The sequence below is a fragment of the Embleya sp. NPDC059213 genome (genome assembly GCF_042754445.1).
Classification (GTDB): Bacteria; Actinomycetota; Actinomycetes; order Streptomycetales; family Streptomycetaceae; genus Embleya.
In genome coordinates this window covers 1-25,620 of the sequence record NZ_JBHZAV010000007.1, presented here as the reverse complement: position 1 = coordinate 25,620, position 25,620 = coordinate 1, and the positions used below count along the sequence as shown (strand labels likewise).

Below are 25,620 nucleotides of genomic sequence, written 5' to 3'. Positions count from 1 at the left end.
GAACGAGCCGCCGGGCCCCCGGACATCCCGGGACAAGCCCTACCGGACTCGGCAACTGACGGGTCGTCAGGCTGCGCGCCGGGTGGTCGGCGGTGTATGCACGTCAACGCACACCCCCAGTCGATCGGGAGTATCGATGAGCACGTCGCAGCACGATCACGGCCGGATGGATCCCCCTCGCGTCCAGGAGGTGGCCGACGGAGCGTTCGCGTACATCCAGCCGGACGGCACCTGGTGGATCAACAACACCGGCTTCCTGGTCGGCCCGGAGGGCGTCGTCGCGATCGACGGTTGCGCCACCGAGGCCCGGACCCGGATGTTCCAGGAGACGATCGCCAAGCACACCGACGCGCCGGTGCGCACGCTGATCAACACGCACCACCACGGCGACCACACGAACGGGAACTACCTGTTCGAGTCGGCCACCATCGTGGCGCACGAGAACACCCGGGCCGAGATCCTCAATCTGGGCATCATGGAGGTCGAGGCGATCTGGCCGGGGGTCGGCTGGGGCGGACTGCGCGCGGCACCGCCGTTCCTGACCTTCACCGACAGCGTCACCGTGTACGCGGGCGAACTGCGGGCGCAGGTGCGGCACTTCGGGCCGGCACACACCTCGAACGACTCGGTGGTGTGGTTGGAGGAGCAGGGCGTCCTCTACACGGGCGACCTGATCTTCAACGGCGGTACCCCGTTCCTGCTGATGGGTTCGCCCGCCGGCTACCTCGAAGTGCTGGAGCGCATCAAGGGGTTGGGCGCGACCACGCTGGTCCCCGGGCACGGCGAGGTGTGTGGCCCGGAGCAGATCGACTATGCGATCGGGTACACGAACTTCCTCCTGGAGACGGCCCGCAAGGGTCTGGAGGCCGGGCTGGACCCGCTGAGCGTGGCGCGGGAGACGGACCTGGGCGAGTACGCGGTGCTGTCCGACTCGGAGCGGATCGTCGGCAACCTGCACCGGGCATATGCCGAGTTGAACGGGGCGGAGCGGGCCGCGTCGATCGACATCTACGGCGCGCTCGGCGACATGGTCGTGTTCAACGACGGCAAGCCGCTTTCCTGCTACGCGTGACGAGTGGTGCGGCCTGCGGCCCGGCCGGCCTCGAACGCGGGCCGGGCTGATCGGCCATGGGCGCCGGCCGGGCCGTTGACGGCCCGGCCGGCGCTTTTGGTCGGGGTTGGGGGCGGTGTGATCATTTAGCGATACCGACGCACCGTCGCCGGTCCTCGGCACGTACGGAACAAGGAGCACAATCGTGAAGTTCGCGACCTTCGACCTGAATGGCTCGATCCACTCCGGGGTGTTGTCGAGCGGTGGCGATACCGTGCACCCGCTGCCGGCGGGCGAAACGTTGCTCTCGTTGATCGAGCGGGGCGGGCAGGCGTTGCGCGCGGCGGGTGAGCAGGCCCTGTCGCAGCCCTCGGTCGCGCTCGCCGACGTGCGCCTGCTGCCGCCGCTGCAGCCGCCCACCGTGCGTGACTTCGTGGCGTTCGAGGAGCACGTCGAGGGCGTCGCGATCACCGTGCAGGGGCCGGACGCCACGGTGGTGCCCGAGTGGTACGAGCTGCCCACCTTCTACTTCACCAACCCCTACGCGATCATCGGCCCCGACGACGTGGTGCCGATGCCGCCGGGGTCGAGCGTGCTCGACTTCGAACTGGAGGTCGGCATCGTGATCGGCCGCGCGGGCAAGGACCTGACGGTCGAGCAGGCCGCGGAACACATCGTCGGCTACACCATCTTCAACGACTGGTCGGCGCGCGACCTCCAGGCCCGGGAGATGCGGGTCGGTCTGGGTCCGTGCAAGGGCAAGGACACCGCGACCACGCTCGGCCCGTGGCTGGTGACCGCCGACGAGTTCGAGGAGTACCGGGACGCGGACGGCTTCCTGGACATCGCGCTGCGGGCGTCGGTCAACGGTGTCGAGATCGGCCGCGACTCGCTGGTCAACATGGGCTGGCCGCCCGCCGAGTTGGTCGCCTACGCCTCGCGTGGCACCTGGATCCGTCCCGGCGACGTACTCGGCACCGGCACCTGCGGCAACGGCGGTTGCCTCGGCGAACTGTGGGGCCTGGGGCGGGAGTTGTCGCCGCTGAAGCCGGGTGACACGGTGGCGCTCACGGTCGAGGGCATCGGGACGCTGACCAACACGGTGGTCGAGGGCGCCGCCCCGCAGCCGATCCCGGCCGCGCGCAAGCGTCCGCGCACCCGCCGGGACGCCTTCGACGCGTGAGGCGCGCGGGCAGGCGGCCGGGCACCCGGCCGCCTGCCCGCGATCGCTCAACCGTTCAGATAGGCGAGTACGGCCAACACCCGTCGATGTCCCACGTCGTCGGGTGCCAGGCCGAGCTTCGCGAAGATGTTGCGGATGTGCTTGTTGACGGCGCCTTCGCTGATCACCAGCAGCCGGCCGATGTCCGTGTTCGAGCGACCCTCGGCCATCAGCCCGAGCACCTCGCGCTCACGCGGGGTCAACTCGCGCAACGGGTCGTCCGAGCGGCGGCGGACCAGGAGTTGGGCGACCACCTCCGGGTCCATCACCGTGCCGCCCGCCGCCACCCGGCGCAGCGCGTCGGCGAACTCCGCGACGTCGCCCACCCGTTGCTTGAGCAGGTAGCCGGTCGCGCCCTTGCCGTCGGCGAGCAACTCGGCCGCGTAGCGGTCCTCGACATACGCGGACAACACCAGCACGGGCAGCCCCGGTCGACGCCGCCGGGCCTCGATCGCGGCCCGCAACCCCTCGTCGCGAAAATCCGGTGGCAGTCGTACGTCGACCACGGTGACGTCCGGCTCGTGGGTTGCCACGGCGGCCAGGAAATCCGTGCCGTTGTCCACCGCCGCCGGCACCTCGAAGCCCTCGCCGGCCAGGAGCAGGGTGAGCCCCTCGCGCAGCAGCGCGTCGTCCTCGGCGATCACCACCCGCACGGCAACTCCGCACGCAGTCGGGTCGGCCCGCCCACCGGGCTGTGCACCGTCAGCCGGCCGCCCAGGGCGAGCGCGCGCCGCCGGAGGCCGATCAGGCCGCTGCCCGGGTGCCCGTCCGCGCCGCCGCGCCCGTCGTCCTCGACCTCGATCACCAGCGTGTCCTCCTCCTGCGCCAACGTGACCACGACGTGGTCGGCGTGGCTGTGCTTGGCCACATTGTTCAACGCCTCGGCGACGACGAAGTACGCGGCGGTCTCCACGGCGGCCGGGGCCCGGGTCAGGCCGACGGTCCGCACGACGCAGGGCACCGGGCAGCGGGCGGCCAGGGCGGAGACGGCGCCGTCCAGACCGCGTTCGGCCAGGATCGGCGGGTGGATGCCGCGGACCACGTCGCGCAGTTCGTCCAGCGCGTCGTTGGCGGCTCGCCGAGCGCGCAGGACCAGCGGCAGCGCCTGCTCCGGATCGCGTTCCAGAGCCCGTTCGATCAGCCCGAGGTGCAGCACCACGGCAAGCAGTCGATTCTGCGTACCGTCGTGCAAGTCCCTTTCGATGCGCCGCAGTTCGGCGCCGTGTGCGTCCAATGCGGCGGCTCGGCCGGCGGTCGCCTCGGCCAGTTGCTCGACCAGGTGGGGGGTGGACGAGGGGGTGAGCAGCGGGCGGGTCGGTCGAGCCTGACCGCGGAGCAGGATCGGGACCAGGGTGGCCGTGAGCATCGCGAGGGCCGCACCGATCGGCACCATCGCCGCGGCCGTCCACCACGAGTCGACCGGGAATCCGGCCCCGGAGGGCGGCCGGCCCGGGACGGCCCACCACCACAGCGGCATGGTGAGGTTGTTGACGGCGCTCAGGCCCAGGCCCAGGCCGAGCACGGCGGCGAGCAGGCCGGTCAACCCGTGTACCGGGAGCCACAGCAGGTCCCGCCGGCCGGCCGGGTCGGTGAGCGCGATCCGGGCTCGGCCGAGCAGGGAGCCCTCCAGGGGGCGGTAGTGCTCGGGTATCGGCGGGCCGCCGAGCACGCCGGCGACCCGGCGGCGTTCGATCCCGGCCAGTCGGCGCACCGTGCGCAGCAGCGGGGCCGCGAGGGGCAGGCCGACGCCCACGACGCACAGCGCGGCGACCAGCACGACCGCGGGCAGGGCGAGCAGCGCGAGCAGTGCGGTGCCGCCGGCCTCGGCGAGCAGCAGCAGCCGGCCGGGCAGACGGCGCAGCGCCGCGAGCGTTCGGGACAGGCCGGACCTCGCGGACATCGCTCGACCCCTTTCCCGGATTGGTTCGATGCTCTCCGGCGCGGCACCCGACCGACAGCCGGGCCGGGCCCCCTCGCGGGGTGGTGCGCACACCACCCCACAAACGCCCGTGGCCGGGATGCCGGGCGACCGCCTCGGGATCCTACGTTCGTGGGGGTCGGCGGCTCGTCCGGGAGCGGTCGACACCCACGACGAAGGAGTCGACCATGACCCGACGACCACCGCGATCTCGGTCGGCGGAGCGCCCGGTGTGGTCCTGGGTGATCCTGCTGCTCGTCGTCGGCGTGATCGTGAACGTACTGGTCACGGTGTGACGGTCGGCGCGGACGCACCGGCGCGCTCCCGGGGCCCGCGGCGTGCGTCCACCGCCCACACCACCAGGGCCAGGGCCCCGAAGCCCGCGCCGAGCAGGCAGACCGCCGACCAGCCGGCCGCCGCGTACAAGGTGGTGGAGGCGATCGCCCCGACGGCGCTGCCGATCGAGTAGAAGATCATGTAGCCGCCGATCAGTCGGCTGCCGGCGTCCGGCCGCAGCGGGTGGATCAGCGTCTGGTTGCTCACGTGTACCGCCTGGACCGCGAGATCGAGCATGATCGTGCCCACCACCAGCGCCCACAGCGACTGGCGGGTGAAGGCCAGCGGCAGCCAGGACAGGGTGAGCAGGACCAGCGCGATCCCGGTGACCCGGTTCGCGTGGCCCCGATCGCTCAGTCGGCCGGCCGGGATCGCGCCGAGCGCGCCGGCGGCGCCGGCCAGGCCGAAGGCGCCGATCGCGGTGTGCGACAGGGACAGCGGCGGCTCGCTCAGCGGGAGCGCGATGCTGCTCCACAGGGTGCTGAAGGCGGCGAAGATCAGCAGCGCGAACAGGGCCCGGACCCGGAAGAGGCGTTCCGCCGCGAACAGGGTCGGCATCGAGACGAGCAGCTTGCGGTAGGACAGCCGGTCGCCGCCGGTCGCCGCGGGCCGGTCGTCCCGCCCGCGAGGCAATACCCGGTACAGGGTGTGGGCCAGGAGCAGGCTCAGCGCGGCGGAGCCGAGGTACACCGCGCGCCAGCCCGCCAGGTCGGCCACCGTGCCGGAGACGGTCCGGGCGAGCAGGATGCCCAGGACCACGCCGCCGGTGACCGCCCCGACGACGCGACCGCGTTCGGCCGGGGCGGCGAGCGAGGCGGCGTGCGCGACGACCACCTGGGTGACCACGGCGAGCAGGCCGACGCAGATCATCGCGACCAGCAGCAGGGCGGCGTGACCGGCCAGGCCGACGGCGGCGGAGGCGGCGGCCAGGAGCGCGAATTGGCCCACGATCAGCCGGCGGCGGTCGAGCAGGTCGCCGAGCGGGACGAGCAGGAACAGGCCGAGTGCGTAGCCGACCTGGGTGAGCGTGACCACCACGCCGACGGTGCCCGGGGCCAGGCCCAGGTCGTGGCCCATGGTCACCAGCAGCGGTTGGGCGAGGTAGACGCCGGCCACGGCGACGCCGGCGGCGACCGCGAACAGGAGGGTGTGGGCGCGGGAGAGCGAGGCGGCCTCCGGGTTTCCCGCCTCGGCCTCGATCCGCCTCGGACCGCCCTGTTGCTCGACCGCCATGTCACGCTCTCCCTCGAATCCGGTGGCAAGTTGCTACCGGATGCACGCTAGACGAGCTTGGTAGCATGTTGCAACCAGGGTGGCGGCGAGTGGCCACCCGATCCGAGGACGAGGAGACGACCCGCATGGTGCAGCGCACCCGGTTCGACGAGAGCACCTGCCCGGTGGCGCGCTCGGTGGACGCGATCGGCGATTGGTGGTCGTTGCTGATCGTGCGCGACGCGTTCGACGGGAGCCGACGATTCGGCGAGTTCCAGCGCAGCCTGGGCGTGGCCAAGAACATCCTGACCGCCCGACTGCGCGCGCTGGTGGCCGGCGGGATCCTGGAGGTGGTCCCGGCATCCGACGGCAGTGCCTACAACGAGTACGTGTTGACCGCCAAGGGCCGCGACCTGTTCACCGTGATCGTGGCCCTGCGCCAGTGGGGCGAGGCGCACTGGTTCGAGCCGGCCGAGCCGCAGTCCCGGCTGCTGGATCGGCGTCAGGGCCGCCCGCTGCGGACGCTGGAGGTACGCGCTGCGGACGGCCGCCCGATCGGGCCGCAGGACACGGAGGTGGAGAAGGTGCCGGAGGGCGTCGAGGTGGCGGGGGCCGAGTGAGTCGGGCCCGCCCGATCACCGCTCCGGGAGCGACACCAGCCCCAGGCACGTGAGCAGTTCGAAGAACAGGTGCTGCACGAACGGGTCCCGCTGCAGGCTCAGCAACTCCAGGATCGGCTCGGGAGGTACGCGGTATCCGGCCGCCGCGGCCCACCGCACGGCCGCCTCTGCGACGCGCGGCCGATCCTCCTCCAGCCACGCCGCGGCCTCGTCCCGGAAACGGCCGAAGTCGCCCTGCTGCCCGGCCCGGTTCCACCGATTCCCGGCCAACTGCGTGGCGGCGCTGCCCGGATCGAGCCAGCCCTCCCAGAAGTCCGTGCCGCTCAGCCCCTGGACGTGCGCGACATCGCTCTCGAACACCCCGCAGACCAACACGGGCGAACCGGTGCGCGCCGCCAGGTCGGTGAGCCAGGGGCCCTGGAAGGCGTACGGGTCCTCGAAGTGGCGCACGTGCACCGCGCGCCAGCCGTCCGCGTAGGTCCACTCGCCGTAGACCGGATGTCCGTTTCCGCCGACGTAGGGCGCCAGGTCCGCCAACGGCGTCCGTGCGCGTAATACGACGATGTCCCCGTTGAATCCCATGGCCCACCCCTTCGGTCGCGATGTCCGTTGGGGTTCAACGTAGATACCGCGTCCGACAACCGACCGGGTGTCGGGTTCAGGAGCCCGGGACCTGCTCCACGGCGCTGGTACCGCTGCCCTCCCGGGACTCCCACTCCCATGTCTCCTCCAGCCGGAGCCGACCGTCCGGCAACACCACGACGGCGCTCACGCAGTGCCCGGACGCGGTGGCGCCGGACCGGTTGAGCTGCGTGTAGCGAAAGTCCAGGGTGTCCCCGTCGCGGGTGCCGATCAGGTGGCCGCGGACGATGTCGCCGCCGCGGTAGTCGGCCCAGACCACCCCGTCGGCCTCGTGGTACGCGAAGAACGTGGACGCGTCCACCTCGCCGTGCTCGGGACGATCGAGCGGGGCGAAACCGAGTCCATCCAGGGACGGTGCGGGCACGGGGGTTCCTTCCGAGTCGGGGTACGAGGCGTGCCTCGGGGCGGTCCGGTAGTTGTCTCGGCCCTACGCGTCGGGCAGGCCCCGCCAGCGCCACTTGCCGACCCGACGCGGGTGGCCCGGGAGTTCGGTACGGCCGGTGCACCACAGCAGGGTGGGCCACGGGGCGAAGCCGGCGGGGGCGTCGGGGAACATCCGGGTCAGTACCCGGGCGCAGACCTGCCGATCGGGCTCGTAGGCCAGGTCGAGACCGGCGGCCAAGTCGTGCATGTGGACCATCACCTCGATGATGCCCATTCCGGCGAAGCCGTCCGGATCGGAGATCCCGTACGGGTGGAACGCGCGAGCCGAGTCGGGGCGGGTGGCCACCATGGTCGCGAGCAGCGCGCCGCCCGCGCGGACCGCGTGCAACATCGTGCTCGGCGTCGCGTCGTCGTCCGCCTGGATGTCCACCGGGACGTAGTCGTCCATCCGAGCGGACGCGACCTGGCCCGCGTACGCGTACAGATCGCCGACCACGTGCACCAGCGTGTACCAACAGTCCCATTCCAACCCGCCCGCCGGGCGCGACCAGTCACGCTCGCCCTCGGTGGCCTCGGTCAATACCGCGACGGCGTGTGCGACCGTCGATTCCACGTCCTGTGCCGCCTGTGATCCCATCCGGCGATTTATACCGGGGGCGGGTGCGGGGCGCATGTGCATTTGCGTCGGGATGGGACTTCCGTCGGCCGCCGCGTCCCCGGAGCGAGCGCCATGTCCACTGGCGCCGTCACCGCCGTGACGATCGCGCCGATGCGTCCCGAGCATGCCGGCCAGGTGCTCACGATCCATCAACTCGGCATCGACACCGGGAACGCCACGTTTCGGGAGCGGGCGCCGGGATGGGCGGAACTCGACGCGGGCAAACTGCCCGGGCACCGCTTCGCCGCGCTCGACGAGTCGACCGGCGCGGCACCGGGTCGGGACGCGCGGCGCGGGGCCGGTCCTCGGGGAAGCGGGGCCGTCGGATCCCGGCGTTGGTATGCCTTGACCTCTTGGGCACTCGGTGAATAATCGAGATCGTTGTAGTGATCAAGGATGTGGAAGTTCGGCTTGGGGTGGGCCGGTCCGGTGCGCGGCGAACACACCTCGCGGCGGGCCGTCCGCCCGGAACGAGGAGACGGTACATGCGCGCGATCCTGCACACCGCCACGGGCGCCGAGATCCGGGACGATGTCACCGTACGTGACCCGGAGGCCGGTGAGGTCCTGGTCCGGATCGTCGCGACCGGGGTCTGCCACAGCGATGTCAGCGTGCTGGAGGGCGTCATCGAGTGGCCCACGCCGTCCGTGCTCGGGCACGAGGGCGCCGGCATCGTGGAGAAGGTCGGCGCGGGGGTCGGTTCGGTGGTGCCGGGCGACCACGTGGTGATCACCACGATCGCCGCGTGCGGGATGTGTCGGCACTGCCAGACCGGACACCCCAACCGCTGTCGCCAGACGCTGGGCAACCGGGGCACGCCGTTCGCCATCGGCGACGAGCCGGTGTGGAACTTCGCGGGGGCGTCCACCTTCGCCGAGTTGACCCTGGTCAAGGAAATCCAGTGCGTGACCATCCCGAAGGACGTGCCGCTGACCTCCGCGTGCCTGGTGCCGTGCGGCGTGGTCACCGGCGCGGGCGCGGTGCTCAACAGGGCGAACGTGCTGCCCGGCCAGACCGCGGCCGTGATCGGCCTCGGCGGGGTCGGCCTGTCCGCCGTCCAGGCGTTGCGGCTCAAGGGCGCCGGCCGCGTGGTCGGCATCGACACCGTGCCCGGCAAGTTCGAGTTGGCCGGCAAGTTCGGTGCGACCGACTTCGTCAAGTCGGGCAAGGACGTGGACGTCGCGGACGAGATCCGCACGCTCTTCCCGTACAGCGACGAGGTCAAGGTCGGCGTGTTCGGCGCGGGCGGCGTGGACTGGATCTTCGAGTGCACCGGCATCCCGGCCGTGCTGGAGAACGCCATGGAGGCGCTGGACTGGGGAGGCACGCTGATCGCCGTCGGCCAGCCCGCGCAGACCGCGACCGCCAACATCCGGATCGCCAACCTGCTCCAGTGCGACCGGGGCCTCCTGGGCACCCGCGCCGGCGGCGTGCGTCCGCACGAGGACATCCGGGCGATCGTCGAGCTGTACCGCCAAGGCAAGTTCGACCTGGACGCGCTGGTGTCCAAGGTCTATCCGGCCGACGGCTTCCACGACGTGCTCGACGACATGCACAACGGACGGATCGCGCGCGGCGTCATCGCGTTCTGAGGCCCGCCCGGACCGGACCGCCCGACGCATGACGGACGACACCCGAGCCGGTACGGACCTGCCCGCACTCGACCCGGACCCCGAGTCCACGCCGCCGCCCGCCGCCGGCAACTGGGGCCGCTGGGGCGCCGAGGACGAACGCGGGGCGCTCAACCTGATCGAGCCCGCCGGGGTCCGGACCGCCGCGCACGAGATCCGGACCGGGCGCTCGTACTCGCTCGCCCTTCCCATCGTGCGCGGCAACCAACCCGCCTTCGACTTCCGCGGCACGCCACAACGGCTGACGCTGGTCAGTCAGACCGACGCGATGTACGAGGGGTTCGAGGGCGGCGACGACGTCGGCTCGAACGAGGACGTGCTGATCATCCCGTCGCACAACCTCACGCACATGGACGCGCTGTGCCACGTGCAGGCCAAGGGACGGTTCTACAACGGCTTTCCGGCCGACAGCTTCCGCTCGCACACCGGCGCCGGCCGCTGCGGGATCGACAAGCTCGGCGCGTTCGCGACCCGGGCGGTGCTGCTCGACCTGCCGCGGCACTTCGACAGGCCGTATCTGGAGGGCGGATACAAGATCACCGGCGCCGATCTGGCCGGGTGCGCCGAGCGGCAGGGCGTCGAGGTGCGCGCCGGCGACGCGCTGTTGGTTCGTACCGGCTACCTGGACGAGTACCGGGCCACGGTCGCCGCCGGCCGCGAGCCCTCGTTCGCACAGCCCGGTCTGTCGCTCGACGCGGTGGACTACGTCCGGGAACACGACATCAGTGTGGTCGGCGCGGACAACAGCGCGATCGAGTGCATTCCGTTCGATGATCGGTTCTTGTCGGTCCACATCGCGTTGCTCGTCGAATCCGGTGTGCCACTGCTCGAACATCTATGGCTGAGCGAGCTTGCCGAGGCGATGGCGGAAGCCGGCGCCTATTCGTGTCTGTTGTGTGTGGCCCCGCTTCCGGTCACCGGTGCAACGGGGAGCCCCATCAATCCGGTTGCCATTGTCTGATCGTCTGACGACTGACATAGTCCATGGGCAGGTCGTCTCGGTCTCGTTTCCTCCGTCGGGACCGAGGCGACCGCTTGACGGCCGCTCGGCTGCGGATAACAAACAAGTGTGATCACACATGATCGCGAGTGCGTCGGTGGGCGCGCCGCGGACCCCGCCGCGCGGTATTTTCCGGAGTCGAAGCCCTGTTCGTTCGCCCGGCCGCCCGCTGTCCGCCTGTTCGCCAAGGCCGCCTTCGGCCGCGATGTGCGGCGGGCTCGGAATCCGCTCCGAGTTATGCACGTTATCGCACAGTATTAAATTGACGCAGTCAAGGACTGCTATCATGGCCGGGTGAACTCCACCGAAAACGTCGAAGCGATCCAGCGGGCGCTGGAGGCACTGCTTCGGCGCCACGCCAGCCGCCGAGTATACGCGGGCCAGGCCGCCGCGGCGGGCGCGACCATTTCGCAGCCCGCCTATGTGCTGCTGCGCCGCATCGAGAAGCAAGGCCCGCTCCCCATGGGGGAGTTGGCGCGCATGACGAACATGGACCCGGGCGCCACCGCGCGCCAGGTCGGCCAACTGGAGCGGGAGGGCTACGTCCGGCGTTCGCCCAGCCCGGACGACGGGCGGGTCAGCCTCGTCTCGCTCACCCCGCGCGGCGACTCGGTCCGGCGCCGGCTCAACGACGTCATGGACCGGCGGATGAGCGAGATGCTCGACCGCTGGAGCGACGCGGACCGCGAGACGTTCGCCGCGCTGTTGCAGCGATTCGTCGAGGAGATGGCCGAGGGCGAGATCCCCGCAGCCGTCGAGGACCCCGCCGTCTGAGCACACCTCGACCCGCCTGACTATTCGTCATATCCCAAATTGCCAGGGCTCCTTGTCGGTGACATTCGACAAGGAGCCCTGGCAATTCGCCGGCCGGCCGCCGCACGAATGACCGCGCGGATCACCCGACGGTCGCCGATTTATCGGCGCCTATTGCCGAAACCGACCCCTGCCGCGCCGAGCCGGGAACTTGAGGATCGGACCGCCTGTTCGACGCGAATCCGCAGCCCGACTTCACCGCCGCAACCCGAGCTTCCCGTTGAGACGATCCTCTTCGGCCCCACTCTGCCGCCCCCGGGCCTGGAGGCCGGCTCGAGGTCGCCGACCGGGCGGAACTGCGCCTTGCCCGTGGAGCCGATCCGGGTTCCGATTTCGGACGAGCATTCGGATTGGTCGGGGCCCGGGGTTGGCGACGCGTTGCCCCTTCCGTCGTTTGCGTCGCGGAGCGCTTCACGAAAGGCGTCCGAGAATGCAAACTGTATGTAGTCGGACCGTCACTCATATCGAAGGACGCCTGTGGACGAGCGCGATGAGCACGAGCACGAGGACGGACCGGAGCCCGACGGGCGGAAGTTCCGAAGTTGGGTCGACGACGAACTGATCGAGACCCCGGCCACGATCGCGGGCATCCGCGAGGCGCTGCCGGCCGACCAACGGGACGCATTCACCAAAGAGATCGAGGACACGCCCGCGCGGGACATGCCTTTGGTGATGCTCAGGTGGGCAACGAGCACCCGACCCGAGATCGACGCCGCTACTCGGCAGGCACACGACCGAGTAGAAGCCCTGGCCCGGCAAGCCGAGACGGAGCTGATCATGGGGGAGGACCTGCATGTCGTACAGGATCGCTTTCACGCCGGCCTGCGAGAGGGCCTATAGGCGCCTGTCGTCCACGCAACAGCGCGACTTGGACAACGGCATGGCCCGCGTGGCGAACGACCCCTACGGATGCGGTAGTTCGCAGACCTACCACAAGGACCGGCGCGTCGTGACCTGCGGCTCGGTGTTCGCCGAGTACCAGGTGGCGAACGAAGCCATCACGGTCACGGTGGTAGGCATACACGGCTAGACGCAAGGAAGTCCCTGAGCCCCGTATGCGAGGGTGCAACGGGGTTCGTCCTTGGTTGTTCGCGGATGGCAAGGGCGGCTACACGGCGCCGGTCGAGTGATCGCCCTCGTTCGATGCATCCGGTGTGGGATCGTGCGGGGGGTTCGCCCACTCCCAGACGGGGCCCGTGGGGCAGTCGGCTCGTTCGAGGTCTGCCAGGAGGGCGAACCATGCGTGACCGTTCGGTGGTTGCACGACGGCCAATGTGCCCTTGTCCACAGCCCACATCTCCATGAGCGTGCCGTCCGGTCGCTTCGTGGCGTCTTCCGCCCCGACGTAGGCGACGCGCGCGTGCAGGACCGGGGGAGGGGGTCGGAGGATGACCAAGTCCCGCATTTGGCACACGAATTCGATGCCGACTCGCAGGCGTAGGTAGACCTGCCGACCCTGCACGTCCATCAGCACGCCCTCGCGGCCCGAGTACGCGTCGCGACACCACGCGTGCCGGTAGCGCTCGAAGAACGCGCGGCCCTTGTCGAGATCCTCCTGCGTACTCCCCGAGACTCGCTCCTGGGTGCTCATCGCGATCCCCGCCCACCCGAGTACGGCGCGCGAGACCGCACCGACAACCGCCAGGCCCGCCACAGCCGACGCGAACGCAGCCGCCGAAGCAGCGTCGGGCGCGAGGCAGGTGGGCGCGGGGGAGCCTCGGCGTCCGGTCCGTCGACCCACTTCCGGACCAGCAGGAGCAGTTGCTCGTCCTGCGCATCGCGATCCAGCGTCGACACGCGTGCCGAGCTTCGCTGGGTCCAGCCGATTCGATCTGTCATCGTGATGACGTGTCCCTTCTCGTCCTGGGGCACGCAGGGGGCGAGACGCTGTCCAGGCATTCACTCGCCCCCTGCTTCCCATGTCTCGCGCCGCCGTTCGACCAATGAACGGATATGCCGACCTCCTCGCTCCGCACGGTCGGCGGGAGAGCGAGGACGAGAACCGCGGCATGCCCGAGTATTCGATCGCCGTATGTGGTGGAGCAGCTACTCTGCGAACAAGCATCGACCGCGCGCCCAGGCTGCAAAAGAGTCGGGAGCATTACTCTTCGAGACTTAAAGGACGACCGCCTTGGCTGCCGAGATGGACCCCAGCAGCTCCTTCGCTGCCTTGTTCGGTAAACGTCTGGCGCGCCTTCGGAAAGCCAAGGGGATGACTCAGCAGGAGTTGGCCGCCGATCTGCACGTTCACTTCACCCGCGTGAGTCAGATCGAACGTGCACTGAGCACCCCGCCAACTCTGAGACAGGCACAGGCCCTTGACGAGGTACTGGAGGCCGATGGCCTATTTGTGGACCTGTGGGACTACGTGTACCGAGAGCGTTTCCCCGATTGGTCCAGGGCGTTCATGAGCCTTGCCGAACTCGCGTCAGTCATACGGGAATACACCGCCCATCACGTGCCCGGACTGCTGCAGACGGAGGCGTATGCGCGGGCCATCCTTCGCACAGCTCGGTCGCTGAAGAGCGAGGCGCAGCTTGAAAAGCGTCTCGCTGCACGACTGAGCCGACAGGACCGCCTCGTCGGACCGGACGCACCATGGCTTGAAGTGGTCTTGGACGAAGCTGTCCTGCAGCGAATCGTGGGCGGCCGTGATGTCATGCTCGAACAGCTCGATCACGTTGCGACGATGGCCAGGCGGCCGAATATCTCGGTGCAGGTGCTTTGCTTCGTGGACGGCGAACATGAGGCAATGGGCGGGAGTCTTACCGTGCTCACGCTCCCCGACGGCACGGAAGCGGCTTACACGGAAGGCGCTGACTACGGGCGACTTGTCGAAGAGCAGGACGATGTCGCCGAGTACTTCAGGGCCTACGATCGAGTGAAGGGCCTTGCCCTGCCGCCGCGCATGTCACTGGACATGATCGAAACGACGATGGAGTGCATCTAGTGCGTCTCAACCTCAGCGCCATCACTTGGCGCAAGAGCACGTACAGCAACGCCGAGGGCGGCAACTGTGTGGAGGTTGCCGACGTTCCGAGCGCCGTCTCCGTCCGTGACAGCAAGGACCCGGGTCTCGGGTTCCTGGTCGTGCCTGCTGCTTCGTGGGGTGTACTCACGACGTCGTTGCGCGGCTGACGGCGGGGTGCTTCGGGTTCACCGGTCGAGGGGGCGGGTGGGGTCGGCGAGGGTTTTGCGGATGTCGGCGGGTGGGCGCCCTGCCATCCGTGCATGGCACGACGCAGGGCCCGCGCGTCGCTGAATCCGGTGCGGGCGGCGACGACGCGCACGGGGAGGGTGCCGTCGCGGAGCAGGTCCGGGGCGAGTTGTTCGCGGGCGGCCCGGACTTCGTCGCGCCAGGTCGTTCCGTGCTCGCCGAGCCGGCGTTGCAGGGATCGGGGGCTGGTGGCCATCCGGCGGGCGACGGTGGCCGGCGAGAGGTCGGCGTCGCGCAACGCCGCCTCCAGCGCGATACGAAGGACCGCGTGCCAGGTCAGGACGGATTTCGCGGAGGCGATGGACAGTTCCGCGTGATGGCGCAGGACCTCGTGCAGGCCGGGCTGCGTGTGCGGGAGCGGGGCGTGGGCGTCGTCGGCGAGGAACGTGATCGTGTTCGCGGGGGCGCCGAATTCGATGCTGCGGGTGCCCGGGAGATCGGCCGGAGCGCGCGCGTCGGCGGGTGTGCCGTGTCGGAAGGCGGCGTGCACGGGGGCGACGGGGCGGCACAGCGCCTCGGTCGCGCGCCGGGTGAAGAGCACGGCCGCGAACTGCTCCATCGCGGCGACCACATCGGCTCCGGCCGGGCCGGTGGTGTGGGACAGGGTCAGCAGGCGGCCGTCGTCGACGACGGATATGCGCTCGGCGTCCGGGTCGCCGATGACCGTGACGTAGCCGCCCGCGCTCGCCAGTGATTCGGCGAGCGTCGCGCCCGAGGTGAACAGGTAGTCCCAGACGCCGAAGGATCCCAACGGGGCCATCGCGGCGGCGTGCAGTCCGGCGCCCGGGGCAGGGCGGCCGGCGATGATTTCCTCCCACAGCACCAGCGCGGCGGTGGTCGGCACCCGGACGAAGTCGTCCGCGAGCACGCCGTCCTCGAACCCGGGCAGGCGTTCGAGCCGCTTGGGTGGCATTCCGGCCCGGCGGGCGACCTGCACCATGAAGCGGCCCATACGGGCGGAGAAGGTTCCGTTGAGCACGGTTTCCCAGGCTAGGTCATCCGAGCCGCCCCTCCGTTGGTGCGTCGGAGCCCCTGTTTGGCGCGTTCGGCCCCTCGTCGGCGGTACGCGGCGCCCATACGTTCGAGGTAGAGCCGAAGCGCGGATATCCGCCCGGCCGGGCCGGCGCACCCCTGCGAACGGAAACGGAACTCTGCCATGAACGACGCCGGCGCGCCGAGCGCGAACACCCCGGCCGTAGCGGTGACGGCAGTTCGCGTTCCTCGACCCGGACGCCATCCGCCCGGAGATCCACACGCCGTCCGAGTGTCGACCCCGTCGATGCCCCGACCTGCGGCTTCTTCCAAACGGCGGTCCCCGGGCCGCCACCCATCCGCCCACCACCGCCACCCCGCCGGGGTCCTCGCCGGGCCGACCCGGGTCGCCGTGATCGCCGTCGAGCCGGCCGGCACTCGCGCTTCGCCCCGCCGGTCGCCTGACATCCGCCAAAGAAAGGAAGTTCGATGATGCGCATCACCGTGGACATGAACCTGTGCGAGAGCCACGGCCAGTGCGTTTTCGCCGCGCCGGACGTCTTCGCCTTCGACGACGACGACTACCTCGTCTACGAAGCGGAGCCGTCCGATGCCCGTCTCGACGAGGTCCGCACCGCGGCGGCGATGTGCCCGGTCCGTGCCATCGGCATCCTCGGCACCCTGGGAGCCGCGGCGTGAAGCGCGTCGTGGTGGCCGGCGCGTCGCTGGCCGGCCTCCGGGCCGCGCAGACGCTGCGCGCCGAAGGATTCGCCGGCGAGCTGGTCCTGGTCGGCGCCGAGTCCCATCTGCCCTACGACCGGCCTCCGTTGTCGAAGAAGCAGCTCACGGATGCTCTGCCGGTGTCCGCGACGGATCTTCCGGTGCCCGGGGACCTCGACGCCACCTGGATCCTCGGCACGCGTGCCGACGGCCTCGACGCGTACGGCCGGACCGTGCGGCTGTCCGACGGACGCGACCTCCCGTACGACGGACTGGTCATCGCCACCGGTGCCGCCGCGTGCGTGCCGGCCGCATTCCTCCCGCTGCCGTCCGGCGTGCACACGCTGCGTACCCGGGAGGACGCCGCGTCGTTGCGCGTCGATCTGCGGCCCGGCCGCAGAGCCGTCGTCGTGGGTGGCGGTTTCCTCGGCAGCGAGATCGCGGCCGCCGCTCGGGCCTGCGGCCTCGACGTCACGCTGGTGGTCCCGGAAAGCCGACCGCTGGTGCGGCAAGTAGGCTCCGCCGCCGGTGAGTTCATCACCCGTCTGCACGACTCGGCCGGCATCCGAGTGCTCCCCGGGTACCGGGTCAAGGCGCTGGTCGGCGGTCGGCGGCTGACCGCGGTCGGTCTCGACGACGGCACCGAACTCGCGGCGGACATCGCGGTTCTCGCCCTCGGCGCGGTCCCGAACGTCGCGTGGCTGGCCGGGTCCGGCATCGCACTGGCCGGCGGCGTCCGGTGCGACGAGCGACTGCGCGTGTTGTCGATCGACGGGACGCCCATGCCGGGCGTCGTCGCGGCCGGCGACGTCGCGGTCGTTCCGCACCCGCACCCACCGAACTCGGACTCGCGTTCCGCGTCGCGCGCGGCGGTCTACGACGGGAACCGCAGCTCGCTCGGGCACTGGAGCAACGCCGTGGAACAGGCGGCCGTCGCGGCGCGCACGCTCGTGCACGGCGATGCCGCGCGCCCCCTGACCGCCATCCCGTCCTTCTGGTGCGACCTGCACGGCATCACGCTCCGCGGGGTCGGCCTGCCGGCCTCGGCGGACGAGGAGCGCACCCTCGAACGCAACCTGGTCGACCGCACGTTGGAAGTCACCTACCACCGTGAGGGCCGCTTCGTCGGCGCGGTCGCCATCGGCCGCAACAGTCGCATCGCCGCGCACCGCCGGGTGCTGGCCGAGGCCGAACTCGCCCGGGTCTGAAGCCGCTTCGGCCGCCCCCGCGGGCAGCCGCACGGTCCCATCCCACAAGGAGCAGCAGATGAGCATCCACATCGCCGACATCGCCATCCCGGACAGCAGGCTCGCCGCCGAGGCGACCGAACTCGTCCGCGAAGCCACCGACGACCTTCTCTACCACCACTCGCGACGCGTGTACCTGTGGGGCGCGCTGCACGGGCGCCGCCTCGGTGTCGAAGCCGACCCTGAACTCCTTTACATCGCGGCCATGTTCCACGACATCGGGCTCACCGAACCGCACCGGGCCTCGGGCCGCCGCTTCGAGATCGACGGAGCCGACGAGGCCCGGGCCTTCCTCGTCGCGCACGGCATCGCCGACGAGGACGCCCGCCTGGTCTGGGAGGCGATCGCCCTGCACACCACGCCGGAGATCCCCACCCACATGGATCCCGTCATCGCGCTGACCACCGCGGGTGTCGAACTGGACGTCCTCGGCATCGGCTACCACGACGTCTCGGCCGAGGAGCGCGCCGCGGTGGTCGCCGCGCATCCGCGCCCCGACTTCAAGCGGCGCATCCTCCGGGCGTTCACCGACGGGATCGCCCCCAAGCCCGCCACCACCTTCGGCAACATCAAGGCCGACGTCCTCGACCGGTTCTCCCCCGGCTACGTGCGCCCGAACTTCGTCGGCATCGTGGAGGACTCCGACTGGCCGGAGTGACCCCAGGAGCGCTGCGGATGCCCCGGGTGGCCGAGGGGCATCCGCAGGACACGCTCGTGGAGCGCGACCGGAGTACCTCATGGAGCGAAGTACTAGGCCAGGCCGGAGAAGTCGATGTTGCCGACGGTGAGTCCGGCGTTGAAGCCGCCGTCCAGGTTGATGTTGACGCCGTTGAGGAAGCCGGAGGCGTCCGCGCCCAGGAAGGCCAGAGCGAGGGCGACGTCGCGCCCGGTGGCGAGGCGGCCGTTGCCCTGGGAGATGTTCCAGTCGATCACCTTGTCGGAGATCGTCTTGCGGAAGTCCGGCAGCAGCGGAGTGTCGATCGGCGACGGGCACACGCTGTTGATCCGCAGGCCCTTGGCGGCGGCCGTGCGGGCGTAGTGCATCGTGTAAACCTGGACGATTTCCTTGCTGTAGCTGTAGGCGTCGCTGCCGAGTTCGTTGCCCGCGAGCCACTCCTGCGCGGCGTCCCAGTCCTCGATCGCGAGCAGTTGCTTGATCGCCTCCAGGTGGGCCGGCCAGGAAATGCCGGCGATCGACGCGGTGTTCACGATCGCGGCACCCTCGGGCAGCGCGCCCTTGGCGACCAGCGCCTCGGTCAACCGGCGCAACGAGAGGTAGTTGATCGCGAACACCGTCGGTGCGGGCAGCGTGCCGGCCACACCCGCGTTGTTGAACAGCGCGTGCACCGGGCCGTCGATCGCGGCGACGGCGGCGTCCACCGACGCGGCGTCCGACAGGTCGGTCCGGACGAACGTGTGCGCCGAGCCGGTCGGCTCCTTGAGGTCGAGCACGGTGATGTGCTCGGCGCCCTGCTCGGCCAGCACCTCGACCAGGGCGGCCCCCACACCCGAGAAGCCCCCCGTGACGACAACGCGCTTACCCTCGAACCCGAACGGGTTGGTCATGGTGAGAAGTCCCCTCGTGACAATGGTTGGTCAGACCCTAGGATCACTCCTTGATCTGGTCAACAATCCGCTCGGCGCACGCCCCGCGAAGCGTCAGGCCGGGCGTCGTGACAGTGCCAGCGAGGCCAGGAACCCGCCCGCCGCGCAGATCGCCGCCGCGCCGAACGCCGTGGCGATCCCGTGGGTCAACAGGTGTTCGGCGGATTCGCCCGCCGACCGGTCGCGGGTCGCGGCGCCGAACACCGTGACCCAGACCGCGAGTCCGAGCGTGCCGCCGATCCACTGCATGGTCTGCATCAGGCCCGAGGCGGCGCCGGACTCGCGGGGGTCGATGCCCGACATGCCGTAGGTGCTCATCGTCGGCATCGCGGCACCGACGCCGGCCCCGATCAGCAGGAGCGGTCCCAGGACGCCGCCGACGTAGGTGTCGTGCTCGCCGAGCCGGCCGAGCCAGGCCAGACCCACCGCCACCATCCCCACGCCGACCGCCGCGGGCCAGGCCGGACCGACTCGGCGGACCAGCGCCGGCGACAGGCGCGCCACGGTGAACTGCGGGCCCATCAGGGGAAGGAAGGCCAGGCCCGCCTCGACCGGGCTGAAGCCGCGCGCCTCCTGGAAGTACTGCGCCAACAGGAACAGCACGCTGAACATCGCGGCGCCCACCAGCGTGATCGCGGGCAGCACCCGCGCGAGGGTGCCGCGCGTGGCCAGGCGCAGCGGCGTGAGCGGTTCGTCGGTGCGCTTCTCGACGAGCACGAACGCGGCCAGCAGCAGCGCGGCGGCGACCAGCGAGGCGATGGTCTGCGGATCGCGCCAACCGTCCGAGGCGGCGCGGATGAACGCGTACACCAGCGCGCCGATGCCCGCCGTCCCGGTCAGCGCGCCCGCGAGGTCGAACCGCCGCGGCCGATCCGTGCGGACCCGCGCGGGCTCGGTGATCAGCCGCGACGCGAGCACGATCAGCAGCACGCCGAGCGGCACGTTGATCAGGAACACCCAACGCCACGAGGCGAGATCGGTGAGCGCACCGCCGAGCACCAGCCCGACGGACGCGCCGCCGCCGAGGACGGCGGAGTACCAGGAGATGGCCCGCGCGCGAGCCTGCCCCTCGAACGTACTGACGATCAGTGCCATCGTGCTCGGCCCGGCGAGCGCGCCGCCCAGACCCTGGAGTACACGCGCCGCGATCAGCCACCACGCCCACGGCGCACACCCGGCGAGCAGTGAGGCGAGCGTGAAGAGTCCGGCGCCGGCGATGAACGCGCGTTTGCGGCCGAAGACGTCGCCCAGTCGGCCGGCGAGGAGCAGGAAGCCGCCGAAGGCCAGCGTGTACGCGTTGAGCACCCATGACGTGGAGGCGCGTGACATGTCGAGGGCGTCCCCCATTCGGGGCAGTGCGAGGTTGACCACCGTGACGTCGATGCCGATCAGCAACATGCAACCGGTGATGACGGCCAGGACCAGCCCGGGGCGCGGTGCGGCCGAAGCCGACCCGCTCGATGGTGGCCCGATTTTGGGCGTGGCGGCGGATGTGGACATGGCGAGACCCCCGAGGTACGAAGCTGGGATTCGGGCAGCGCGAATCGGCGCGCCCGGCGGCGCGCGGACGAGTGCCGGAACGGCAGGAACGGCCGAAACCAAGAGACGAGAACGTCTCTTATGGCGAGCTTAGGAGACTCTGGAGTCTCTTACAAGCGTTCGGGGATAATCGGGGTACGACCTGAAAGAGGTGACCCGCGTTGGGCTCCCGTACCGACCGCCAGAGTGCCGACGAGCCGTTTGCCCGGGACGCGACACCCGTCCGGCGGCGCGGACGTGCCCTCGAACAGGCCATCTACCAGGCGGTGTTCGACCAGATCCTGGAGGTCGGATACGCGGGCCTGACGATGGACGGCGTGGCCGCGGCGGCCGGTACGGGCAAAGCGCCGCTCTATCGCCGCTGGTCCGACAAGCAGGCCCTGCTCCTGGACGCGTTCCGCGACCGGCTGCCCGTCGCCGAGGACGTCGAGTTCGTCGGCGACCTGCGCGGCGACGTGCTCTCGATCCTGCGTTTCATGTTCGGTGCCTGCACGGTCGGCGCGGACACCGGCTTCCGGCAGGCCAAGCAGGATTTCGCCCAGGCCCACGAGCTGATCCGCGAGCGGGTGTCCGCACCGGCCCGAAACATGATGCTCGACGTCCTGCGGGCCGGGGAGGCCCGCGGCGACGTGCGCCCCGGGGCGGCGACCCCGTTGGTCGCCCGCGTCGGGATCGCCGTCCTCGTCCATCAGAACCTCACGGCCCCGGAGGAGTTGGACGACGCCTTCCTGGAACGCATCGTCGACGAGGTGGTCCTGCCGCTGGTCCGCCCGGTCCGGTGACGGCGTCGACTCCGGGCATCGTCACTTGATTTAGTCAAGGACTCGACCTACCTTCGCAGGGTGATCCAGTTCGCCATGCACGACGGGGTTGCCGTCGTCACGCTCGACCGGCCCGACCGGCTCAATGTGTTCTCCGGCGGGATGGGTGCCGCCCTCGGCGACGCGTACGCGCGCTGCGACGCCGACGACGCGGTGCGGGCGGTGGTGCTGACCGGCGCCGGGCGGGCGTTCTGCGCGGGGGCCGACATGTCGCCGGCCGCGGACAGTTTCGCCGGGCCGGGGGAACGGTCGGGCGCCGGTCCGCGCGCGTTCAGCGCCTCGCCCGTACAGCCGCCCGCCTGGGCCGTGCGCAAGCCGGTGATCGCGGCGATCAACGGGCACGCGATCGGCATCGGGTTCACCCTGGCGATGCAGTGCGACATCAGGATCGTGGCCGAGGACGCCAAGTTGGCGATTCCCCAGGTCCGGCGCGGCATGGTGCCCGACGCCCAGTCGCACTGGACGGTGCCGACCGCCACGTCCCGGGCGGTGGCCGCCGACATCCTGTTGACAGGGCGTACGTTCCGCGGCGGCGAGGCGCTCGCGCTGGGGCTCGCGTCGCGTGCGCTGCCCGCCGACGAGGTGTTGCCCGCCGCGATGGAGATCGCCCACGACATCGCCACCAACGTGCACCCGGTATCGGCCGCGCTGACCAAGCGCCTGTTGTGGGCGGACGCCGGCCCGGACGAGGTGGAACGGCTGGAAACCGCCTATCACCGCATTCTGATGGGCACCGAAGACGCGCGCGAGGGCCCGCGCGCCTGGTCGCAACGGCGCGCACCGCGCTGGACCGGCACGGTCACCGGCGCGTGGGACCGTGTACGCGCGGCGGAAGCGGAATCCGCCGAATCCTCGGTACAGGAGAACAAGTGACGCCCCCTCAGCTCGATGTCATGGCAGCCGGCCTCACCCTGCGCGGCATGCAACGCGCCGCAGCCGCCACCGAGCGGGCCGGCTTCGACGGGCTATGGCTCACCGAAGGTGGTCGCACCGCGTACACCGCCGCGACCGCCGCGGCGTTGGCGACCGAGAGCCTGACCGTCGGCACCGGCATCGCGGTCGCGTTCGCGCGCAGCCCGATGGTCACCGCGTCGGCGGCCTGGGAGTTGTCCGAGGCCACCGGCGGCCGCTTCGTGCTGGGCCTGGGCACCCAGGTACGACCGCACATCGAGCGGCGCTATTCGGCCGAGTTCGACCGGCCGGGACCGCGACTGCGCGAGTACGTCGGCGCGTTGCGGGCGATCTGGGCGGCCTTCCGGGGCGAGGAACGGCTGCGCTTCAAGGGCGACTTCTATCAATTCACCCTGATGACGCCGGAATGGACGCCGGGCGGCTCGATCGCCGACCCGCCGATCTACCTGGCCGGGGTCAATCCGTGGATGTTGCGGATGATCGGCGAGGTGGCCGACGGCCTGCACATCCACCCGCTGCACAGCGTGCGCTACATCCACGAGGTGGTCCGTCCCGAACTCGCCGCCGGCGGCGCGGCGGATGACTTCGCGCTGGTCTGCCCGGTGATGACCGCGACCGGCGACACCGAGGAGGAGATCGAGGCCGAGCGCGCCAAGCTGCGCATGCGGCTGGCCTTCTACGGCTCGACGCCCGGCTACGCCAAGGTCTTCGAGACGCACGGCTGGGACGACCTCCAGCCCCGACTGCACCGCCTCTTCGGCGCCAAGGACCGGGCCGGCATGGCCGCCGCGATCGACGACGAGGTGCTGGACACGCTGACGGTGACCGCGCCCTGGGACGGCTTGGCGCAGGCCCTGATGAGCCGATACCGCGGGGTCGCCACGCGCGTCGTCGCGTACTCGGCGGTGAGCACGTGGCGCGAGGACACCGAGTCGGTCGAACGCTGGACCGAGGTCGCCGCGGCTTTCCACGACCTGGGCTGAGGAAAACGCAGGGACACGGAATCGGGAACGGAGGGCGGGGGAGCGGTCGGGGTCCGACCACGACAGTGAGCTGACGGGTCGTCAGGGATTTTCTACCCCATATCGGGATCGAATACCCGTCGACCCGGTCATTGCTCTTCCCCGCGCCTCCGCGCCGTGCTAAACACTGTCAAACAGTTCGGCTGGAGAGCACCGATCCGGTTGGCAGCGTCCACGAGATGCACGCCCGCCCCATCGAGGCCGAGCGGCGCTTTGCCCCCAAAAATTCCGTACAAAACCGGACGTGTCGCAGTGGTGACACGTGTCCGGCGCGCGCCCCTGCACAGAACGGAAAGTACCGGTATGTCTGCGACCGTTGAAGTATCCGCGAAGCCGCCGGAGCCCGAATCCGACCCATCCTCGGTCGACACCGGTCGACTGGAGGGGGTGTCCAAGGGCCGAGTCTTCGCCGTCCTGGCCGTCGTGGTCATGTTCTCCGAGGTCGTGCCGCTCCAGTACGCGATGATCTCCTCCGCCGTGCCGGAGATCGCCCCGTCCTTCCGGTCCGTCGGCGAGAGCATCTCGTGGATGGTGGTGATCCTGGGCCTGGTCGGCGGCGCGGTCAGCCCGCTGATCGGCAAGCTCTCCGACGTCTACGGCAAGAAGCGGCTGCTGCTCGCGACCAGCGTGTCGTTCCTGCTCGGTTCGCTGATCTGCGCGCTGACCAGCTCGTGGCCGCTGTTCCTGGTCGGCCGCGCGCTCCAGGCGGTCGCGTTCGGCATGACCGCAGTCGTATACGGGCTCATCCGCGACCTGATGCCGCGCAAGTTCATCCCGGTCGCGATCGGCGTCTCGGCCACCGGGCTCGGCCTCTCCGCCGCGCTCGCGCCGGTCGTCGGCGGGCTGCTCACCGAGCACTACTCCTGGCGCTCGCTGTTCTGGTTCCTGGTCGTCTACATGCTCGTGCTGATCCCGCTGCTGCTGGTCGTGGTGCCGGAGTCCAAGCTGCGCGTGCCGCAGAAGGTGGACTACGTCGGCGGTGTCATCCTCGGTGTCGGGCTCGCGCTGATCCTGCTCTACATCAGCCAGGGTCAGGCGTGGGGCTGGGGCAAGCCGTCCGCGTTCGGATACGCGATCCTCGGCGTCCTGGTGATCGGCGCGTGGGTGTTGTGGGAGAAGCGGGTCGAGAACCCGATCATCGACCTCAAGCTGCTGACCGCCCCGCGGGTGGCGCTCGTGCTCGGGATCGCGTTCCTGGCGAACATGATCATCGGCATCCAGAACTACCTCACCAGCTACATGGGCCTGACCCCGGACGACGTCAAGCAGAGCACCCTGGACAAGTACGGCGACGGCGCCGTCCAGGGCGCCAAGGCGATGGGCGCGCCCGAGGCGATGTGGGCCGGCATCGCCGACCAGGTCAAGGCGGCCGTCTCGTTCAACGACTCGCTCGACTACGCGCTCGGCTTCACCCTGCTCGGCCTCGCCCTGCACGTGCTGATCTGGCAGTCCATGTCCAGCATGATCGCCGGCCCGCTGGCCGGTCTGTGGGGGCAGCGCCGCGGACTGCGGATGCCGATGATCGTCGGTGTCGGCACGCTGACCGTCGCGGGCTTCATGTACCTGTTCCTGCACGACTCGTGGCAGCTCATGCTGCTCTGCGGCGTGGTCTACGGCATCGGCTTCGGGATGTACTACGCCGCCGCGCCGAACCTGATCATCGAGGCCGTACCGCAGGAACAGCAGGGCATCTCGTCCAGCATGCTGGTGGTCGCCCAGTCGTTCGGCGCCTCGGTCGGCGTCGCGCTGCTGTCCCCGATCTTCACCAACAACCGCCTGCGGATCACCGGTCCCTCGCCGACCGGCCAGGGCACCGCCACCAACGACGCGTGCGACGTACGAGGCTGCACGTACACCACGGACGCCTTCACCACCGGCTTCTGGATCCTGATCGCGTGCGGCGTGCTGGCGCTGGTGATCGCACTGGTGATGAAGCACGGCCGCAAGCCCGCCACGGGCGGCCTGCTGCACTGAGCGGCGGCCGCGATCCGGCGCCGCGGTGGGCGCCGGATCGGTCGGTCGCCCGCCGCGCGCGATCCGACACGGCGTCAGGGCCCGGGTATCCGAGGGGGATACCC

General features: G+C 70.5%; 28 protein-coding genes and 1 pseudogene. 18 read left to right on the top strand and 11 right to left on the bottom strand.

Features of this window, described 5'->3' with window-relative positions; genetic code table 11:
• The first annotated feature begins 136 nt into the window (after positions 1–136).
• Positions 137–1,072 (top strand): MBL fold metallo-hydrolase, encoded by a 936-nt coding sequence (locus ACFXMF_RS04720; protein WP_360314321.1) that lies wholly within the window; start codon positions 137–139, stop codon positions 1,070–1,072.
• A gap of 184 nt (positions 1,073–1,256) precedes the next feature.
• Entirely contained in the window at positions 1,257–2,234 is a 978-nt protein-coding gene (locus tag ACFXMF_RS04715; RefSeq protein ID WP_360314323.1) for a fumarylacetoacetate hydrolase family protein, read from the top strand.
• A gap of 47 nt (positions 2,235–2,281) precedes the next feature.
• Here the strand turns inward: ACFXMF_RS04715 and ACFXMF_RS04710 are convergent, their stop codons facing one another.
• From ACFXMF_RS04710 to ACFXMF_RS04700, 3 genes are all read right to left on the bottom strand, one after another.
• Positions 2,282–2,926 (bottom strand): response regulator transcription factor, encoded by a 645-nt coding sequence (locus ACFXMF_RS04710; protein WP_360314325.1) that lies wholly within the window; start codon positions 2,924–2,926, stop codon positions 2,282–2,284.
• Positions 2,914–4,173, bottom strand: coding sequence for a sensor histidine kinase (locus ACFXMF_RS04705; protein WP_360314327.1), 1,260 nt, complete (start codon positions 4,171–4,173; stop codon positions 2,914–2,916). The genes ACFXMF_RS04710 and ACFXMF_RS04705 overlap by 13 nt, the downstream gene beginning before the upstream one ends.
• Before the next feature lie 303 nt (positions 4,174–4,476).
• Complete coding sequence (locus ACFXMF_RS04700) at positions 4,477–5,760, bottom strand: MFS transporter (RefSeq protein ID WP_360314329.1); 1,284 nt, start codon at positions 5,758–5,760, stop codon at positions 4,477–4,479.
• Positions 5,761–5,885: 125 nt separating this feature from the next.
• Here ACFXMF_RS04700 and ACFXMF_RS04695 point away from each other — a divergent pair, with 125 nt between their 5' ends.
• Positions 5,886–6,359, top strand: a complete 474-nt coding sequence (locus tag ACFXMF_RS04695; protein WP_379992323.1) for a winged helix-turn-helix transcriptional regulator — start codon at positions 5,886–5,888, stop codon at positions 6,357–6,359.
• Between the two features lie 15 nt (positions 6,360–6,374).
• Here ACFXMF_RS04695 and ACFXMF_RS04690 read toward each other — a convergent pair whose 3' ends face one another.
• The 3 genes from ACFXMF_RS04690 to ACFXMF_RS04680 form a co-directional block, all read right to left on the bottom strand.
• Positions 6,375–6,941 (bottom strand): hypothetical protein, encoded by a 567-nt coding sequence (locus ACFXMF_RS04690; RefSeq protein WP_379992320.1) that lies wholly within the window; start codon positions 6,939–6,941, stop codon positions 6,375–6,377.
• Positions 6,942–7,017: 76 nt separating this feature from the next.
• A complete protein-coding gene (locus ACFXMF_RS04685) occupies positions 7,018–7,365 on the bottom strand; it encodes a hypothetical protein (RefSeq protein ID WP_360314333.1) in 348 nt (115 codons plus the stop codon).
• A 63-nt stretch (positions 7,366–7,428) separates the two neighbouring features.
• Positions 7,429–8,022: a hypothetical protein gene (locus tag ACFXMF_RS04680; protein WP_360314335.1), complete on the bottom strand. Its 594-nt coding sequence runs from the start codon at positions 8,020–8,022 to the stop codon at positions 7,429–7,431.
• 93 nt (positions 8,023–8,115) lie between these two features.
• Between ACFXMF_RS04680 and ACFXMF_RS04675 the strand changes: the two genes are divergently transcribed.
• The 6 genes from ACFXMF_RS04675 to ACFXMF_RS04650 all read left to right on the top strand — a co-directional run bounded on the left by ACFXMF_RS04675 (position 8,116) and on the right by ACFXMF_RS04650 (position 12,517).
• Positions 8,116–8,415, top strand: coding sequence for a hypothetical protein (locus ACFXMF_RS04675; protein WP_379992322.1), 300 nt, complete (start codon positions 8,116–8,118; stop codon positions 8,413–8,415).
• A gap of 113 nt (positions 8,416–8,528) precedes the next feature.
• Positions 8,529–9,635: an alcohol dehydrogenase catalytic domain-containing protein gene (locus ACFXMF_RS04670; RefSeq protein WP_360314337.1), complete on the top strand. Its 1,107-nt coding sequence runs from the start codon at positions 8,529–8,531 to the stop codon at positions 9,633–9,635.
• 28 nt (positions 9,636–9,663) lie between these two features.
• Positions 9,664–10,635 (top strand): cyclase family protein, encoded by a 972-nt coding sequence (locus ACFXMF_RS04665; protein WP_380020522.1) that lies wholly within the window; start codon positions 9,664–9,666, stop codon positions 10,633–10,635.
• A gap of 333 nt (positions 10,636–10,968) precedes the next feature.
• Positions 10,969–11,448: a MarR family transcriptional regulator gene (locus tag ACFXMF_RS04660; RefSeq protein WP_360314341.1), complete on the top strand. Its 480-nt coding sequence runs from the start codon at positions 10,969–10,971 to the stop codon at positions 11,446–11,448.
• 516 nt (positions 11,449–11,964) lie between these two features.
• The gene (locus ACFXMF_RS04655) at positions 11,965–12,327 is read left to right on the top strand and encodes a hypothetical protein (RefSeq protein WP_379990908.1); all 363 of its coding nucleotides are present in this window, start codon (positions 11,965–11,967) and stop codon (positions 12,325–12,327) included.
• A gap of 40 nt (positions 12,328–12,367) precedes the next feature.
• Positions 12,368–12,517: a hypothetical protein gene (locus ACFXMF_RS04650; protein ID WP_379990907.1), complete on the top strand. Its 150-nt coding sequence runs from the start codon at positions 12,368–12,370 to the stop codon at positions 12,515–12,517.
• A 78-nt stretch (positions 12,518–12,595) separates the two neighbouring features.
• Here ACFXMF_RS04650 and ACFXMF_RS04645 read toward each other — a convergent pair whose 3' ends face one another.
• Positions 12,596–13,078 carry a hypothetical protein gene (locus tag ACFXMF_RS04645; protein ID WP_379990906.1) on the bottom strand — a complete coding sequence of 161 codons (483 nt, stop codon included), beginning with the start codon at positions 13,076–13,078 and terminating at the stop codon, positions 12,596–12,598.
• Positions 13,075–13,326: a hypothetical protein gene (locus tag ACFXMF_RS04640; RefSeq protein ID WP_380020519.1), complete on the bottom strand. Its 252-nt coding sequence runs from the start codon at positions 13,324–13,326 to the stop codon at positions 13,075–13,077. Before ACFXMF_RS04640 ends, ACFXMF_RS04645 begins: the two co-directional genes overlap by 4 nt.
• Before the next feature lie 292 nt (positions 13,327–13,618).
• Here ACFXMF_RS04640 and ACFXMF_RS04635 point away from each other — a divergent pair, with 292 nt between their 5' ends.
• Both ACFXMF_RS04635 and ACFXMF_RS04630 read left to right on the top strand, forming a co-directional pair.
• A complete protein-coding gene (locus ACFXMF_RS04635) occupies positions 13,619–14,437 on the top strand; it encodes a helix-turn-helix domain-containing protein (protein ID WP_379990904.1) in 819 nt (272 codons plus the stop codon).
• Positions 14,428–14,625, top strand: a complete 198-nt coding sequence (locus ACFXMF_RS04630; RefSeq protein WP_379990909.1) for a DUF397 domain-containing protein — start codon at positions 14,428–14,430, stop codon at positions 14,623–14,625. The genes ACFXMF_RS04635 and ACFXMF_RS04630 overlap by 10 nt, the downstream gene beginning before the upstream one ends.
• Positions 14,626–14,705: 80 nt before the next feature.
• Here the strand turns inward: ACFXMF_RS04630 and ACFXMF_RS04625 are convergent.
• A pseudogene (locus ACFXMF_RS04625) lies at positions 14,706–15,617 on the bottom strand (AraC family transcriptional regulator ligand-binding domain-containing protein); the annotation flags it as partial.
• A 551-nt stretch (positions 15,618–16,168) separates the two neighbouring features.
• On the opposite strand from ACFXMF_RS04625, the gene ACFXMF_RS04620 reads away from it, so the two are divergent.
• From ACFXMF_RS04620 to ACFXMF_RS04610, 3 genes are read left to right on the top strand one after another with little or no spacing between them, the layout of a single operon-like run.
• Positions 16,169–16,375, top strand: coding sequence for a ferredoxin (locus tag ACFXMF_RS04620; protein ID WP_360314505.1), 207 nt, complete (start codon positions 16,169–16,171; stop codon positions 16,373–16,375).
• A complete protein-coding gene (locus ACFXMF_RS04615; protein ID WP_379990903.1) occupies positions 16,372–17,604 on the top strand; it encodes an NAD(P)/FAD-dependent oxidoreductase in 1,233 nt (410 codons plus the stop codon). The genes ACFXMF_RS04620 and ACFXMF_RS04615 overlap by 4 nt, the downstream gene beginning before the upstream one ends.
• A 58-nt stretch (positions 17,605–17,662) precedes the next feature.
• Positions 17,663–18,301 carry an HD domain-containing protein gene (locus ACFXMF_RS04610; protein WP_379990902.1) on the top strand — a complete coding sequence of 213 codons (639 nt, stop codon included), beginning with the start codon at positions 17,663–17,665 and terminating at the stop codon, positions 18,299–18,301.
• Between the two features lie 92 nt (positions 18,302–18,393).
• Here ACFXMF_RS04610 and ACFXMF_RS04605 read toward each other — a convergent pair whose 3' ends face one another.
• Both ACFXMF_RS04605 and ACFXMF_RS04600 read right to left on the bottom strand, forming a co-directional pair.
• Positions 18,394–19,209: a coniferyl-alcohol dehydrogenase gene (locus ACFXMF_RS04605; RefSeq protein ID WP_360314357.1), complete on the bottom strand. Its 816-nt coding sequence runs from the start codon at positions 19,207–19,209 to the stop codon at positions 18,394–18,396.
• Positions 19,210–19,302: 93 nt separating this feature from the next.
• Entirely contained in the window at positions 19,303–20,748 is a 1,446-nt protein-coding gene (locus ACFXMF_RS04600) for an MFS transporter (protein WP_360314359.1), read from the bottom strand.
• 200 nt (positions 20,749–20,948) lie between these two features.
• On the opposite strand from ACFXMF_RS04600, the gene ACFXMF_RS04595 reads away from it, so the two are divergent.
• The 4 genes from ACFXMF_RS04595 to ACFXMF_RS04580 all read left to right on the top strand — a co-directional run bounded on the left by ACFXMF_RS04595 (position 20,949) and on the right by ACFXMF_RS04580 (position 25,516).
• Positions 20,949–21,569: a TetR/AcrR family transcriptional regulator gene (locus ACFXMF_RS04595; protein WP_360314361.1), complete on the top strand. Its 621-nt coding sequence runs from the start codon at positions 20,949–20,951 to the stop codon at positions 21,567–21,569.
• A gap of 60 nt (positions 21,570–21,629) precedes the next feature.
• Positions 21,630–22,481, top strand: a complete 852-nt coding sequence (locus ACFXMF_RS04590; protein WP_360314363.1) for an enoyl-CoA hydratase-related protein — start codon at positions 21,630–21,632, stop codon at positions 22,479–22,481.
• The gene (locus ACFXMF_RS04585; RefSeq protein ID WP_379990901.1) at positions 22,478–23,503 is read left to right on the top strand and encodes a TIGR03617 family F420-dependent LLM class oxidoreductase; all 1,026 of its coding nucleotides are present in this window, start codon (positions 22,478–22,480) and stop codon (positions 23,501–23,503) included. Before ACFXMF_RS04590 ends, ACFXMF_RS04585 begins: the two co-directional genes overlap by 4 nt.
• Before the next feature lie 342 nt (positions 23,504–23,845).
• A complete protein-coding gene (locus tag ACFXMF_RS04580; protein ID WP_379990900.1) occupies positions 23,846–25,516 on the top strand; it encodes an MFS transporter in 1,671 nt (556 codons plus the stop codon).
• The last annotated feature ends 104 nt before the right edge of the window (positions 25,517–25,620 follow it).

What these genes read in the sequence shown, in the direction of transcription:
- ACFXMF_RS04620 (WP_360314505.1), top strand. Translation starts at nt 16,169, where the DNA reads ATGCGCATCACCGTGGACATGAACCTGTGCGAGAGCCACGGCCAGTGC.
- ACFXMF_RS04640 (WP_380020519.1), bottom strand. Translation starts at nt 13,326, where the DNA reads ATGACAGATCGAATCGGCTGGACCCAGCGAAGCTCGGCACGCGTGTCG.
- ACFXMF_RS04645 (WP_379990906.1), bottom strand. Translation starts at nt 13,078, where the DNA reads ATGAGCACCCAGGAGCGAGTCTCGGGGAGTACGCAGGAGGATCTCGAC.
- ACFXMF_RS04605 (WP_360314357.1), bottom strand. Translation starts at nt 19,209, where the DNA reads ATGACCAACCCGTTCGGGTTCGAGGGTAAGCGCGTTGTCGTCACGGGG.
- ACFXMF_RS04680 (WP_360314335.1), bottom strand. Translation starts at nt 8,022, where the DNA reads ATGGGATCACAGGCGGCACAGGACGTGGAATCGACGGTCGCACACGCC.
- ACFXMF_RS04720 (WP_360314321.1), top strand. Translation starts at nt 137, where the DNA reads ATGAGCACGTCGCAGCACGATCACGGCCGGATGGATCCCCCTCGCGTC.
- ACFXMF_RS04665 (WP_380020522.1), top strand. Translation starts at nt 9,664, where the DNA reads ATGACGGACGACACCCGAGCCGGTACGGACCTGCCCGCACTCGACCCG.
- ACFXMF_RS04690 (WP_379992320.1), bottom strand. Translation starts at nt 6,941, where the DNA reads ATGGGATTCAACGGGGACATCGTCGTATTACGCGCACGGACGCCGTTG.
- ACFXMF_RS04610 (WP_379990902.1), top strand. Translation starts at nt 17,663, where the DNA reads ATGAGCATCCACATCGCCGACATCGCCATCCCGGACAGCAGGCTCGCC.
- ACFXMF_RS04700 (WP_360314329.1), bottom strand. Translation starts at nt 5,760, where the DNA reads ATGGCGGTCGAGCAACAGGGCGGTCCGAGGCGGATCGAGGCCGAGGCG.
- ACFXMF_RS04670 (WP_360314337.1), top strand. Translation starts at nt 8,529, where the DNA reads ATGCGCGCGATCCTGCACACCGCCACGGGCGCCGAGATCCGGGACGAT.
- ACFXMF_RS04600 (WP_360314359.1), bottom strand. Translation starts at nt 20,748, where the DNA reads ATGTCCACATCCGCCGCCACGCCCAAAATCGGGCCACCATCGAGCGGG.
- ACFXMF_RS04650 (WP_379990907.1), top strand. Translation starts at nt 12,368, where the DNA reads ATGGCCCGCGTGGCGAACGACCCCTACGGATGCGGTAGTTCGCAGACC.
- ACFXMF_RS04580 (WP_379990900.1), top strand. Translation starts at nt 23,846, where the DNA reads ATGTCTGCGACCGTTGAAGTATCCGCGAAGCCGCCGGAGCCCGAATCC.
- ACFXMF_RS04675 (WP_379992322.1), top strand. Translation starts at nt 8,116, where the DNA reads ATGTCCACTGGCGCCGTCACCGCCGTGACGATCGCGCCGATGCGTCCC.
- ACFXMF_RS04705 (WP_360314327.1), bottom strand. Translation starts at nt 4,173, where the DNA reads ATGTCCGCGAGGTCCGGCCTGTCCCGAACGCTCGCGGCGCTGCGCCGT.
- ACFXMF_RS04695 (WP_379992323.1), top strand. Translation starts at nt 5,886, where the DNA reads ATGGTGCAGCGCACCCGGTTCGACGAGAGCACCTGCCCGGTGGCGCGC.